The organism is Paenibacillus dendritiformis (genome assembly GCF_021654795.1).
Lineage (GTDB): Bacteria > Bacillota > Bacilli > Paenibacillales > Paenibacillaceae > Paenibacillus_B.
Genome location: NZ_AP025344.1, coordinates 712,545 through 727,232, shown reverse-complemented (window position 1 = coordinate 727,232; position 14,688 = coordinate 712,545). Strand labels below are relative to the sequence as shown.

Annotated in this window: 10 protein-coding genes and 1 riboswitch; all 10 genes read right to left on the bottom strand. The window is 56.3% G+C overall.

Annotation, left to right across the window (positions count from 1 at the left end; translation table 11 throughout):
- Positions 1–708: 708 nt before the first annotated feature.
- The 10 genes from L6439_RS03125 to L6439_RS03080 all read right to left on the bottom strand — a co-directional run bounded on the left by L6439_RS03125 (position 709) and on the right by L6439_RS03080 (position 14,636).
- Positions 709–2,427 carry an adenine deaminase gene (locus L6439_RS03125; RefSeq protein WP_213470132.1) on the bottom strand — a complete coding sequence of 573 codons (1,719 nt, stop codon included), beginning with the start codon at positions 2,425–2,427 and terminating at the stop codon, positions 709–711.
- 98 nt (positions 2,428–2,525) lie between these two features.
- Positions 2,526–3,767 carry an ABC transporter ATP-binding protein gene (locus L6439_RS03120; protein WP_213470130.1) on the bottom strand — a complete coding sequence of 414 codons (1,242 nt, stop codon included), beginning with the start codon at positions 3,765–3,767 and terminating at the stop codon, positions 2,526–2,528.
- Positions 3,768–3,789: 22 nt separating this feature from the next.
- Positions 3,790–4,581, bottom strand: coding sequence for an ABC transporter permease (locus tag L6439_RS03115; RefSeq protein ID WP_197258448.1), 792 nt, complete (start codon positions 4,579–4,581; stop codon positions 3,790–3,792).
- Positions 4,582–4,586: 5 nt separating this feature from the next.
- Complete coding sequence (locus L6439_RS03110) at positions 4,587–5,408, bottom strand: ABC transporter permease (RefSeq protein ID WP_213470128.1); 822 nt, start codon at positions 5,406–5,408, stop codon at positions 4,587–4,589.
- Between the two features lie 101 nt (positions 5,409–5,509).
- Complete coding sequence (locus L6439_RS03105; RefSeq protein ID WP_213470126.1) at positions 5,510–6,562, bottom strand: ABC transporter substrate-binding protein; 1,053 nt, start codon at positions 6,560–6,562, stop codon at positions 5,510–5,512.
- Between the two features lie 108 nt (positions 6,563–6,670).
- Positions 6,671–8,068 carry an NCS2 family permease gene (locus tag L6439_RS03100; protein WP_006679109.1) on the bottom strand — a complete coding sequence of 466 codons (1,398 nt, stop codon included), beginning with the start codon at positions 8,066–8,068 and terminating at the stop codon, positions 6,671–6,673.
- A gap of 248 nt (positions 8,069–8,316) precedes the next feature.
- Positions 8,317–8,417, bottom strand: a riboswitch (purine riboswitch).
- 197 nt (positions 8,418–8,614) lie between these two features.
- Positions 8,615–9,295, bottom strand: coding sequence for a stalk domain-containing protein (locus tag L6439_RS03095; RefSeq protein WP_168180968.1), 681 nt, complete (start codon positions 9,293–9,295; stop codon positions 8,615–8,617).
- A gap of 281 nt (positions 9,296–9,576) precedes the next feature.
- A complete protein-coding gene (guaA, locus tag L6439_RS03090; RefSeq protein ID WP_111155976.1) occupies positions 9,577–11,115 on the bottom strand; it encodes a glutamine-hydrolyzing GMP synthase in 1,539 nt (512 codons plus the stop codon).
- A 56-nt stretch (positions 11,116–11,171) separates the two neighbouring features.
- Positions 11,172–12,752, bottom strand: a complete 1,581-nt coding sequence (locus L6439_RS03085) for a response regulator (RefSeq protein ID WP_213470124.1) — start codon at positions 12,750–12,752, stop codon at positions 11,172–11,174.
- A gap of 3 nt (positions 12,753–12,755) precedes the next feature.
- The gene (locus L6439_RS03080; RefSeq protein ID WP_213470122.1) at positions 12,756–14,636 is read right to left on the bottom strand and encodes a cache domain-containing sensor histidine kinase; all 1,881 of its coding nucleotides are present in this window, start codon (positions 14,634–14,636) and stop codon (positions 12,756–12,758) included.
- Between the last annotated feature and the right edge of the window lie 52 nt (positions 14,637–14,688).

Sequence of the window (14,688 nt, the reverse complement as noted above, 5' to 3'; positions counted from 1 at the left end):
TGGATCGCAGGGCATACCTGAGTCGTTGGGAGGATTATTATAAGGTCGAAAGGGTGTATATGTAACGTTGAATCATTCATTCGGAGGATTGGGCGTAGTCCTGAAAGGGAGGAATCTGCCGGGCCACCTTCTCGCACCCTGAGCGGTTGGGATAATCAGCATAAGAACGAACGATAGAAGCTCGAGAAATCGGTTGTGAATGATGTGAAGGAACCCTGAGCGAGTGGGATTCTGATCTTAAGGCGGGAACTAGCACTGGGACTAGGAAGAGGGCGCACTCATCATAGGGATGTAGCGATATTTAGATAATGCAATACACCTACAGACACAACCAGTGGCCGGCTGGCTGAAGCACCTCAACGTAAACAGTGTTAAACCCAGCAGCATCAGCCTAAAAGCGTCAGCCCAACAGTGTCATCCCAACAGCGTCAGCTCAAAAGTGACATCCCAACACGTCAGCTCAAAAGCATCAGCTCAAAAGATCAGCTTAACTGCAACAGCCTAAAAGCGTCAGCTAGCTTAAAGCAAAATCCGAATAAAAACGCCGGCCGACATCAATTGTCAGCCGGCGGGGGCTTCTGGCAGTCATGCGAGCGGGCTGTTAGTGTGATGTGTACCCTAGACGATGGTTGCCCACAACGCGTCATGCATGCTTCCTAAGGAAGGCGAGTACAGTATCAAGATCGCGACCCGTTGCCGGATTGGACACTATTCTTTCTCGACCAGCAACGGTACAACGGCCCCGGCTTCCACGTCGATCAGTCCGAGATCGGTAATTTTGAGCGAAGGGCTGACCGGAAGCGAGTGCGTGCTGAGAGACATAATCGGGTTATAGTGCTCATAACCGAGGGACTCCATCGCTTCGCGCAGCCGCTTCACGGCCGGGCCGAATTGGTCGAGCGGCTGCTCCGACAGAATGCCGCCGACCGGGAGCGGCACATGAGCGATGACCTTGCCGTCCTCGACGACGCAGAAGCCGCCTTGATCGGCAATGACCGTGTTGGCGGCAAGCGCCATATCCTCGGGGGAGTGGCCGACGACGAGCAGGTTGTGGTTGTCATGCGAATTTGTCGTCGCGATGGCGCCGCGCTTAATGGTATTGCCGGTAATCAGGCCATATGCGCGGTTGCCGTTCTTGCCATAGCGCTCGAATGTCGCGATGAGCCCGTACGGGCTGGCCTCCCATTGGAGACGGCCGTCAGCTGCCTCGACCGGCTTGTGCAGCTCGTTCGTATTCGTCGTGCCGTTCACGACTTCCATGACGCGGCACGTATGGGTCCCGTCCTCGGCTTCGATCCGGACCTCGAAGTCGGCCGCGGTCATCTCGGCAAGCTGGACGCTGCGATAGAAATGGGCCGGGAAGCGGCGAGCGGCTTCCGCTTGCTTGTAAGGCGCTCCGGCTTCATATGCCAGCCGCCCGTTCTTGTATACGGCGTCGATCGTGAACTGCTCCAGATTGCTGAGCAGGACGAAGTCCGCCGTCTTGTTCGGAGCGATGGCGCCGCGGTCATGCAGTTGCATGCGCCGGGCCGGCGTGTAGGTCGCCGCGTAGATTGCCCGCTCCGGCGCCATCCCCATCGCGATCGCCTTGCGCACGATATGGTTCAGGTGCCCGTCCTGGACGAAGGAATCGGCCATGACGTCATCCGTAACGAAGCAGAACAGCTCCGCTACGTCTTCCTCTATCAAAATCTTCATAATGTCCGGCGTCATCGACTTCTCCTGAATCTCCAGGAACATGCCGTTCGCCAACCGGTCGCGCATGCTGGCCGGGGCCTGTTCGGTATGGTCGGAATCGACGCCCGCGAACATGAAGCGGGCCAGTTCCAAGTCGACCAGCTTCTTCGGCGTATGCCCCTCGATGACCAGCTTCGGATAGTTCGAGCGGACATGATTGAGGATACGGTTCGTCTTGCAGTCCGGATCGCGGAGCACGTCGACCGAGTTCATGATCTCCCCGAGGCAGACGACCCGCTCTTCCTGCAGCAGCGCATCGATATGCTCGATATCGATCTCGCCGCCCGCCGTCTCCAGCGGCGTGGATGGAACCGAGCTCGGAATGGCGTACAAAATATCGGCGGCGCAGCCTTCGCTGGCCCGGATCATTTCCTGCACGCCCTCGAGACCAAATACATTGGCCATCTCATGCGGCTCGGAGACGATGGTCGTCACGCCGTTGCGAATAATTCCGTGCGAAAACGTATGCGGCGTCACCATCGTGCTCTCGATATGCAGATGGATATCGACCAGGCCCGGAATCAGATAGCGCCCGCGGCCTTCCACTGTCTGCGCCGCCTCGAATGTCTCTTCTCCGCGCTGGCCGGCATACAGGCAGCGCCCGTCGAGCACCGCGACATTGCCTGGCACGAACCGCTTCAAGTATACGTTGAACACTTGCACTTCTTTTATCAACAAATCGATCTTCATGGCTGCACTCTCCTTGTTGTCCCCGTTCTCTCGTAAATCGCCAGTCAGACGGACGGCAGTAACGGTTCATTGGCAGGGATATATGTTCTCTCGCACGCTTACGCTTCGGCGCGAACCAGCACGACTTTTTCCTTCGGCAGCACCAGCTTGACCGCCGTGCCGCGATCGAACGGCTGCTCCATTTCCCGGTTAACGGTGAAGTCGCCAAGAGCCGTCTCTACGACGTATTGATAGCTCCGTCCGAGGAAGGTGCTGATTTTGATACGGCCGGGAATCGTGTTCCAGCCTGCCGCCAGCTCCTCGGAGGTGAGGCCTCCTATAGGTCGAGCCATCGCTCCAGCAGCCTTGCCAGCGGTCCCATTCAGCCCGCCAGCGCTGTTCTCGAAGAAGCCGTTCAGTTCATCTGCGCCGCTGACGGATGGGCCGTTCAGTTCATCTGCGCCGCTGTCCGCGAAGCCGCTCAGTTCGCCTTCGGCCAGCACGATGAGATCATCGGGCCGGATGGCGCCTTTCATCGCATCGGTGATCGGGTGTCCCGAGCGGTGGACGACCTGAAGCCGCACGTTCCCTTCCCCTTCGAGGGTGATAAGGTTGCCGTCCTGCTTCATGCTGCCGAATTCGATGAAGTTGTTGAACCCGATGAAGCGGGCGACGAATTCGGTGGCCGGGTATTTGTAGATGTTCGCCGGGGCGTCCAATTGCTCGATGATGCCTTTGTTCATTATCGCCACCTTGTCCGAGATCGAGAAGCATTCCTCCTGATCATGCGAGACATAGACGGTAGTAATGCCAAGCTGCTTCTGAATGCGCCGGATCTCGACGCGCATGTTGACGCGCAGATTGGCGTCCAGGTTGCTGAGCGGCTCATCGAACAGCAGCAGATCCGGCTCGATGACGAGCGCGCGGGCAATCGCGACGCGCTGGCGCTGGCCGCCGGAGAGCTCGCCCGGGAAGCGCTTCTCGAAGCCCTTCAGATTGACGATCTCCAGCATGGCGAGGACGCGCTTCCCGATCTCGGCCTTGTCGACCTTCCGCAGGCGCAGGCCGTAAGCGACATTGTCGAACACGGTCATATGCGGGAACAGCGCATAGCTCTGGAAGACGAAGCCGAAGTTCCGCTTGTTCACCGGCATCTTCGTGTAATCCTTGCCCTTGAACATGAACTTGCCGTCCTTCGCCTCCAGGAAGCCCGCGATAAGGCGGAGCGTCGTCGTCTTGCCGCAGCCCGAAGGGCCAAGCAGGGAGATAAGCTCCCCTTCCTGAATATTTAGCGAGAAATCTTTCAAGATCGTATTTTTTTCATAAGCTACTGATATATTTTGCAATGATAGGTATTCCATGGTCGTCAGGCCTCCGTTTATGCTAGTTATTTTTCGTGAAGTAGGAGAGTCCCATCAGGCGCTCGATCAAGAACATCAGCAGGGCCGTCACGACCATCAGCAGCACCGAGATAGCTGCAATGGTCGGGTCGAAATAGTTCTCGACATAGGTCAGCATCTGAATCGGCAGCGTGCTGACCCCCGGTCCGGTCATGAACACCGAGATGTCGACGTTGTTGAACGATTCGAGGAACGCGAGCAATACACCCGCGATCAGTCCCGATCGGATATTCGGCAGGACGACCGTGAAGAAGGTCTTCAGGCGGCTGGCGCCCAGACTCATGGACGCTTCCTCGACCGCATAGTCGAAGTTCGACAAGCTCGATGCGATGACGCGAATGATGAACGGCAGCATCAGAACGATATGCCCGATTAACAGGCTGGTGTAGATCGGCAATTGGAACTGAACGACCAAATATTTCAGCATCGTGAAGCCGAGCACGACGCCCGGTATCAGGATGGGCGATATGAAAATCGAATTGAGCAGCCCTTTGCCCCGGAAATGGAAGCGGCTGAGGGCATAGGCGGCGGGAACGCCGATAAGAAGCGCGATGAGGTTGCCCGCCAAGGCGACGACAATCGTCACCTTGAACGTCGTCATAAACATCTCGACGTCGAAAATGTTGCGGTACCAGCGGAAGGAGAATCCTTCCGGCGGAAATCGGAGCACGGAGCTGTCTCCGAACGATGTAGCCATAATGATAAGCAGCGGCCCCAGCAAAAAGAGAAAGACGAGAGCCGTAAACAGGGCGAGTCCGCGATGTGTGTCCTTCATGTTCGTTACCCCTTCGGATTCAATTTGCGCGCCAGCTGGTTCATCAATCCGATGATGATGAACGTGACGACAATCATCACTGTGGCGATAATGGATGCCATCGTCCAATCATTGAGCGTCATCGCGTTCTGATAGAGGAACGTGGCGATGACGCGCTGCTTCCCTCCCAGCAGCTGAGGCGTCGTATAGGCCGTCAGGCTGCCGACGAAGACGAGAATGCTGCCCACGATGAGCCCGGGCACGCACAGCGGCACGATGATGCTCATGAAGCCTTTGAGGCGCGAGGCGCCGAGACTCTCGGAGGCGCGCAGCAGATCGCCGTCGATGTTCTCCATCACTCCGACGAGCGAGATGATCATGAGCGGCAGGAACAGATGGATCAGGCCAATCATCATGGCCGCCGGGGTGTACAATATTTTCAAGGGTTCGTCCACAAGGCCGATGCCGGTAAGCAGGTTGTTGACGATCCCGTTTTTGCCGAGAATCACCATCCAGCTGAACGAACGGACAATGGCGCTCGTCAGCATCGGGAACAGCGCCAGGGCCAGCAGGATGCCTTTGAGCCGGGCCTTCTTTTTGGAAATGTAATAGGCCGTCGGGAACCCGATAAGGATGCAGGCGGCGGTCGTCACGAGGCTGACTTCCAGGGTCGTCAGCAAAATTTTCAAAATATACGGATCACCGAGCAGCTTGACATAGCCTTGAATCGTGAACTGCCCTTCATTGAAAAAGGTGGACCCGATCGTCAGAAAGATCGGAATAATCATAAAAACGGTAAGGAACAGAAGTCCCGGCAGCAGCAGCAGCCACAAAAATCGTTTTTTCATAGGTTGTGTTCTCCTGTTGTCTTGGCTTGTAATCCGCTAGGGTGGAATAAAAAAGAGGGTGCGTATTCCAGCAGCCCTCCCTACCTTCTATACATCCCGGCCTACTCGATCTCCCGGTTCCAGCGGTCGATCCAGTCTGCCATCTCTTGATTCACCTTGCGCAAATCCAATGTCTTCAGGTTCTCGACGACGTCTGCACCGTAGGTCATGCCTGTGGCTTGCTCTTCCGTCAAGGTGACGAGCTTGTTGGTCGGTGAATCGACCCGATCGAGCGCATTGGCTTGCTGCACCTCCTGGCTCAGATGCCAGTTGATGAATTTCTCAGCCAATTCCTTGTTCTTCGATCCTTTGACGACGTTGACCGTGTTCAGCAGCGCATACGCGCCTTCCTTCGGCGTCACGAACTTGGCCGACGGCACCGCCTCCGAGACACTGCCATAGAACGTGTCCTGCATCGGCGCGATCACGACCTCGCCCTGCGCGAACATGTTCACGAGATCGGCCGACTTGGAGTAATATTTCACGACGCCCGGATTGATCTCTTGCAGCGCCTTGAAGGCCGCGTCGGTGGCCATATCCATGCTGCCCCCATGCTTGGCCGCCATATCGATCAGCATCGGGCCGGTCGTAATCGTAATATTCGGCAGCGCGAGCTTGTTCTGGAACGCCGGCTTCCACAGATCCTCCCAGGATTCCACCGGCTCCTTCACCTCATCCGCGTTGTAGACGAGGCCGAGCTGCGCGACCGTATGTGCCGGTCCGTAGTCTTGGCCAAGCGGGGCCTTGGCGATATCGTACAGGTTGTCGATATTCGGGATGTTCTTGCGATCGATCTTCTCGAACAGCCCTTCCTCGATGCCCTGCAGCGCGTAATAGTCAGACAAGTAAATCAGGTCGACCTTCGAGCTGCCCTGGCGGATTTTGTTGAGGCGGTCGGTGTTGTTGCCAATCTCGGTGACGATCTTGACATTGTATTGCTTCTCGAACGGCTCATACAGGTTCTTCTTCATTGCATCTTCGGCAAATCCCCATGTCGAGATGACCAATTCCGTCGGCTTGTCCTTGCCTCCTTCGGCATTGTTGCCGCCGGAGCAGGCTGCGAGCAGCGTGCCCAGGGCAAGTATCATAGCGAGAGTCGTTGCGAGTTTTTTCATGAAGTGAGTTCCTCCTGGATGCGAGTCTTGGATGAAGCCGATGAACGGCTGGTATAACTTCTGCTGCACGGACGATGCCATATGCATGCCGCCGGTGCGCTGCATCTATTAATGTCCGCCCATGAACACGTAGCGGAGAATGACGAGGACGAACAAAATCCACATCAGCCAATGAATTTTATATTTTTGCTCGCCTTTGCCGAATACGTTCGCGACGAAGGCCAGCAGCACATAGCCGAGAATACCGAAGGAGATTCCGTTCGCAATGCTGTACGTGAATGGCATGAACGTAATCGTCATGAACGCCGGAATGCCGATGACCAGGTCATTGAAGTTGATCTCGCGCACGGCTTGCATCATCAGAACGCCGACGACAATCAGCGCCGCCGCCGTAGCCGGTCCCGGAATCAGGGCAATCACTGGTGCCAGGAACAAGGCAAGCAGGAAGCAGATACCCGTCGTGACCGAGGTCAACCCGGTACGCCCGCCGGCGGCTACCCCGGCCGAGCTCTCGACGAAGGCCGTCACGGTGCTTGTGCCGAGCACGGCGCCGCCGCCGACCGCGATAGAATCGACGAACATGGCCTTGCCGACGCGCTTGTTGCCTTCTTCGCGGTTCTTCATGAAGCCGGCACGGTTAGCCGTGCCGACCAGCGTTCCGAAGGTATCGAACAATTCAACGAAGGTGAAGGTCAAAATAATCGACACGATGCCGACGCCCATAATGCCGGCGAAGTCGAATTCGAACACCGTCATTTGCGTCAAGTCAGGCACCCATTGAGCGCCCTGCAGCGAGCTGAAATCAATCAATCCCATTGGAATGGCAATCAGGGCCGTTCCGAGGATGCCGAACAAAATCGCGCCCGGCACGTTCAAAATCATCAATACCGAAATGAGCGCCAATCCGATAATCGTGAGCAGCACGTTCGGGTCGGTGAAGCTTCCGAGTCCGAAGACGGTCTCGAAGCCTTGCAGCGGCGTAAATACGCCCTTCGGCACGTCGTTCACCGCTTCGACGGATACCGACAGCAGGCCGCTGTTCTTCAAGCCGACAATCGTAATGAACAATCCGATACCAACGGTAATTGCATGCTTCAACGCGTCAGGCACGGCTTCCAGCAGCTTCTGCCGAATATGCGTGACGGTCAGCAGGAAGAACACAATCCCGGAAATGAATACGGCGGTCAAGGCCATCTGCCAAGTAATCGGGTGATCCGAGCCGGCCGTCGATACGATGACCGTAGCGAAATATGCGTTAAGTCCCATCCCCGGCGCCAACGCGACCGGGAAGTTGACGAAAATCCCCATCGCAATCGTAAAAATCCCAGCGGCAATCGCAGTCGCGAGAAAGACTGGATACCATTCCATGCCCGTCTTGCCGAAAGCAGTCAAAATGTTCGGATTGACGGCCAAAATATATGCCATCGTCATGAAGGTCGTAATCCCTGCCATTATTTCCGTTCTTACCGTCGACCCTTGCTCCTTAATTTTGAAGAAGCGATCCATGCGTTTACATCCTCCCCATGAACTGATAATCTCTCTGTTCCGAGCAACCTAATCCCGCACTTCCCGCTTCCGCAGCACCTTCCCCTTACAAGGGACAAAAAAAGAACTCAGGAGATTCTCCCGAGTTCCGGCTACTAAGGTCGGCAAGCTGCACCCGCCATTCGCCTGAGCGCTGCGCCCCATCCCTTGTCAATGGGAAAGCGCGCCGCGGCAGGCAGGGCAAAGCGTTCGGACAGACGTATGCGCAGTCCGGTGCCAAAATCCTTCGTAGCCAGATCATTTACGGTGATCTCGTAGAAACTCCCGGGCCAATTCCCGGGATTATACGAAAAAGAGCACGTATGAGGTTACGTACTCATTGTATAGCTTGCACTCGAATTTTGTCAACGATAAATCCGAACATTAATATCTCAACTTTATGATTTGTTCGTGTTTTTCAGAAAAACTCCAAATAAAAAACGCTCTTGCCGCCGCGACAAGAACGTTTACTTCCGCTAGGGCACCGCCCCGGGCAATGAGACCGCGGGGCGCTGTCCGATAATTAGCTTACCGGTAATTTCCGGTCACGAAAATTTTGCCTTTGTCGAATACAGAAGTCTGACCTTCGATCCGGATGTTCTTGCTTCCGCCAATATCCACGGAAATATCCTGGATTTTATCCTGTGCCGACAGCTTGACATGATTGAGCACCGTATCGCTGTCATCATATACTTTGACGCTGATTTCGCCTTCAACATCAAGCACGAATATTTTCAAGTCCAGCTTCTGATATTTATTCTCCGGCTGGAGCTCGAACGACTTCGCCGCCGAGTTCAGTTCATCGAGCACGATGCCCGAGCCGTAATCGACGCCCCCCTGAACCGTATATTGCTTGTCTTTTGTCGACATCGAGGAGTAGCTGAGCTTTATTTTTTCGGAAGTAATCGGTGTCGTGCTTGATTTTTCTCCCAAATAAATCGTATCGTTCTTGGAATCATACTCGACGGCCGTGCCCAGCGCATCGGCGACCGCCCGTACCGGCAAATACGTCGTTCCGCCATAAACAATCGGCGCCAACTTGTTGCCGGCGCTGTCCTGCGCCTTCCATTCCTTCCCGTTCACCTGGAACTTGATGGACCAGTTCAGTTGCGCGCTGATCTTCTCCAATACCGGTGCCGCGCTGGCGCCAGCGACAATGCCGAATGCCATTGCAGCTGCTGTAATCGTAATTACTGCCTTCTTCTTCATGACACGAGCCTCCTCTGTCCATTCTCTTCCTAATCCCAACTTCGTAACTATATGTAACTTTCACAGTATATCGTTAGTCGCAGTTTCCTTCAATATCTTGGTTATTAATATAGTTCTAAAGTCTTGTTAAAATAAGAAAAAAGTCCGTGATAGATATCCGTGAATTAGACCTATGAAGCATTTCCCTCGAACTAAAGTATATTTCATTCCCGCCAAAGTTGGCAAAAAAAAGCCTTCGTTCCACATGGAACGAAGGCTTATGGCACTGCCTTGCCTGCCTCTTACTCCCACTCAATCGTCGCCGGCGGCTTCGACGTGATGTCATAGACGATCCGGTTGACGTTGTCGACCTCGTTCACGATCCGGACCGAGATCTTCTCGAGAATATCCCACGGAATGCGCGCCCAATCGGCGGTCATGCCATCAATGGACGTAACCGCCCGGATGCCGACCGTGTATGAATACGTGCGGGCATCACCCATGACGCCGACGCTCTTCATGTCCGGCAGCGCGGTGAAGTATTGCCAAATCTCGTTATCGAGTCCTGCCTTGGCAATCTCCTCACGCAGAATCGCATCCGATTCGCGAACGATCTTCAGCTTATCCTCCGTCACTTCGCCAAGCACGCGAATCGCGAGCCCCGGTCCCGGGAACGGCTGGCGCCATACGATAGCGCGCGGCAGGCCCAACTCTTCGCCGACCTTGCGCACTTCGTCCTTGAACAGCGCGTTCAACGGCTCGATCAGCTTGAACTTCATATCTTCCGGCAAGCCTCCCACATTGTGGTGAGACTTGATCGTCTGCGCGGTTGCCGTTCCGCTCTCTACAATATCCGTATACAGCGTGCCTTGCGCCAGGAAATCGAACTCGCCCAGCTTCGCCGACTCCTCATCGAAGCAATAGATGAACTCATTGCCGATAATCTTCCGCTTCCGCTCCGGATCGGACACGCCGGCCAGCTTGCCCAAGAAGCGCTCGCGCGCGTCGATCTTGACCACATGCATGTCGAACTTGCCGACGAACGTCTCCATGACGCCTTCGGCTTCATCCTTGCGGAGCAGGCCGTGATCGATGAACATGCATGTCAGCTGATCGCCGATGGCGCGGTGAATCAGAGCTGCGACGACAGAGGAATCGACCCCGCCGCTCAAGGCGCACAGCACCTTCTTGTCACCGACCGTCTCGCGAATCTCGCGAACCTTATCCTCGATGAACGATTCCATCGTCCAGTCGCCGTGACAGCCGCACACCTCATACAGGAAGTTTTTGATCATCTCGTTGCCATGTACGGAATGGCGCACTTCCGGATGGAACTGCACCGCATAGAAGCGCTTCTCCGGGTGGCTCATGGCCGCAATCGGCGCATGCTCCGTGCCGGCATCGATGCGGAAGCCTTCCGGCAGCTCGACGACGAGGTCCGTATGGCTCATCCATACCGTCTGGTTCGGCTCCAGGTTGGCCGCAAGACCGCATTCCGGCTGGAAGACAACCTCTGCCTTGCCGTATTCCCGCTTGCCTGCCCGTTCTACCTTGCCTTTCAATTGATGGGACATCATCTGCATGCCGTAGCAAATGCCGAGAATCGGAATGCCCAATTCATAGATGCCCTCATCCACCAGCGGCGAGTTCTCCTCGTACACGCTGGCAGGCCCGCCGGAGAACACGATCCCTTTCGGGTTCAGTTCCTTGATCTTGTCCACGGGGGTGTTATACGGAATCAGCTCGCTATATACCCCCAAGTCCCGAATTCGGCGCGCGATTAGCTGGTTGTATTGTCCTCCGAAATCAAGGACGACGATCATTTCATGTGGCTGTGTCATTACCGAGCCTCCCAAACCATATTGCTCATAATTATAACGAACCGACAAAAGCCGAGTCAATCCGCAAAGCTTCCGCGAAAGCGCTCACTTTTTTGTTTCCTGCGATATTCGTGCGGAGTAATTCCTTCCAACTCCTTAAAAACACGGTTAAATTGCTTGACATGCTCGTATCCTACCGTGCGACTGATGTCCGCAATTTTGTCATTCGTCTCCGCCAGCATCCGCTTCGCTTCCTCCAGCCGCACCTTTTTGACATAGTTCACGAAGCTGTCTCCGGTGTACTGCTTGAACGCCTCGCTGAAATACGTGTAGCTGAGCGAGACATGATTCGACACCATCGCCATCGTCAGCGGCTTGCCGTAGTGTTCCCGAATATAGCGGATCGCTTCCTTCATCTCTTCCCGCTCCGAATGGGCCTGGCGCACTTCGGACATATAGCGGCTCAGATTGAGCAGGAACTGCTCCAGCGCCTTCACGTAAGTCTGCGCGTCGCTGAACCGGAACATGTCGCATACATCGCGCGAGCTGGCCAGCAATTCCGCCGGGGCAGCCCCGTGCACGCGGAACACGCCGTCGATGACCCGCTCGTTAATCAGGCTTCGCAGCTCCTCCAGATAGGCGATGCCGTACCCGATCAGCTTATCCTGATCGAACAGATCATATAGCAAAGCGCGCAATTCCTTATCGCGATCGGTGCCCAGCATGTTCGCCAGCTTATGCACTTCTTCCAGCGGCCGCGTGTACTCCCGGTGCAGGCCGGCAGGTTCCTCGTGAAACCTTACCGCATGCTTCGGCTCAATGAAGATTCCTGTCCATGCCTCTACCGCTTGGGCATGCGCCAGCCGCAGGCTCTCCAGCCCCACTGCCGGACGGCTGATCCCTGCCGCCAGCGGCATCCTCCGCTCGCGCCGCGGCGCCTCCGCGATCGCCTGCACCCGCTCCTCATGCGCGGTAATCAACACATAATGCCCTTCCTTGCCGATGAAGCCGACCTCATCTCCGGACGGCGTCCCGCCGCTCCACAGATGCTTCACCGCGGAAGCCAGCTCTTCGCCGCTCCAGCTCCGGCCAGCGGACCCTGCCGGCTTGAAGACGAGCACCCGGTAGGGAGAGCCGACGTCGCCGAAGCGGATCGCCGCCTCCACCCGCTTCAGTTCCGGGAGCGGCATATCCCGATTCAGCAGCACATAGTGCAGCTGACTGACTCGATACTCGGCGAACAGCCGCTCCGCCGAGTCGAGCATCGAGCGGTTCTCGGCCTGCCGCTCGAGCGCCTCTCCGGCCTTGTACAGGGCACGGAACAGTTCCTCCCGCTGAATCGGCTTCAGCAGGTAGTCGGCCGCCCCGTTCCGCAGCGCCTCCTTGCAGTAATGAAAATCGTCATGCCCGCTCAGCATGATGACCTGCGGCGGATTCGGCTCCCGGGACAGATGCTCCAACAGCTGGAGGCCGTCCATCATCGGCATCCGGATATCGGTAATGATCAGATCGTACGGGGAGCGTTCCAGTTCCTGGAGCGCCTCGCGGCCATGCCGGGCCAGCCCGATACGATACGCATCGGGATATTGGCGTTCAATCATCGCCTTCAGCCCGAAGCGGATATTTTTCTCGTCATCGACGATCAGCAGTCTGCGCATCGCTCACGATTCCTTTCTCCTCGCGCAAGACGGCAAGGCGAGGCTGACGCTCGTCCCCCTGCCGGGCATGCCCGAGATATGGATTTCATACTCCTTGCCATAATACAGCTCCAGCCGCTGATGGACATTGCGGAGGCCGATTCCTCCCTGATTGCCGGCCGCCGGCTCCGCATGCGCCTCCTCCGGCTCCTCGCGGCGGATCATCCGGTTCAGATCGTCCGCCTCCGCCTCCGTCAGGCCGCATCCGTTGTCCGTCACTTCCAGATTCAGAATGTCCAGCTCGCTCCACGCCGTCAGGCGGATCCGCTTCTCCCGCTCGTCATCCAGGCTCAGCCAGGCATATTTGAGCGAATTCTCCACGATGGGCTGCAGCATCATTTTCAGCACCTCCCGCCCTTCCAGCCCGGGAGGCACATCGACATGCAGATGCACCGGCTCATCGAAGCGGAGATTCATCAAGGCGACATAGTTGCGGACATGCTCGATCTCTTCGCCGAGCGTCACATATTCGCTCGGCCAGCGCAGATTATAGCGGATAAGGGCACCGAGCGAGGTGAGCGAATCGGAGATGGCAAGCTGGTTCTCGATCTCGGCCAGCATTTTGATATTTTCGAGCGTGTTGTACAGGAAATGGGAGTCGATCTGGTTGCGCAGCGACTTCAGCTCCGCCTCCTTCGTCATCGCCTGCTTGTTCACCGCGTCAGCGACGAGCTCATTAATCTTCTGCGCCATTTTGCGGACATGATGGGCCAGCTCCCCGACCTCTCCGCCGCCGCGAATATCGAGATTGACGTCGAAGCGGCCTTGGCGCATCTTTTTCAACGAATCGGTCAATTGATGCAGCTTCTTCAAAATAAAAGAATGGATGAAGGCCGTCGTGACGGACAAGGCCAGCAGCGTGACGATATTGACGATAATCATCACATTGCGCATGCCGCGAATGTCCGAGAATACCTTCTCCAGCGAGATGACGTTCACCAGTCTGGCATCCAGCCGCGGGATGTCCTTATACACCATCAGGAACGGGGTATCCTTATACGTGAACTGCAGGTGCTGCTCCTGGCCCGCCGCAGCCAGCCGCTTGTACTGCGCGGCGATGACGTCTTCCTGCATGCCGTAATGCAGCAGGAACGGATGTCCCGGCTTCGTGTACAGCTCCGCCGTCCGATCGAACAGGAACAACTGGGAATGCTCGTCCTGGAACGAGCCGTACACCTTCGGCAGGAACTTGCTCAACAGCATATCTACCTGCACGATACCGACATGATGGTCCTTCGGAATCTCGATCTCGCGCAGCAGCGATACCTTCGGCTGCCTGGAATCCGGCTCCTCCTTGTAGCGCTGGATGACGTCGGGATCGGTCCGCTCGAAGTTCCACCATTCCATCCCTTGCCTGGCCATCACCGTCGGATACCAGGGCTGGGCCTGGATCCGGCGCTCATGCAGGATTATCGGCCAGATTTCATGAGTCTTCGGGTTGGTGGCGAACAGCCGCAGATGCTCAATGTTCGGATTGTTGAACTGGATGCGCATCAGATTGGCGAACGCGTTCGTGTTGAATTCAATCAATTCCGCCGTAGGCGGCTCGTCCGTCTCCTGCAGATAGTAGATCACTTCTTTGTCCGAAATCGACAGCTGCGCGGCGCGCCCCATCGTCTCGATCTGGTTCTCGATATGGACATGCTCCATCTCAAGCAGGAACTCCGCATTACGGAGCGCTTCCTCCAGGTAACGGTCATACCAGCCGTTCAAAATAAAGGTCGATACGAATATGCTCGGTATCAATATAATGAAGACATAGGCGGCCACCAGACGCTGCTGCAGCGTCCGCCGCTCCAGCCAGACGATAAGCCAGGGAAGCCTGGCCCGGATGCGCCGGAACATAACCTCACTCCCGCCATGACAAAATTCCCCCTCCGCCCGCCAGGCGAGCATT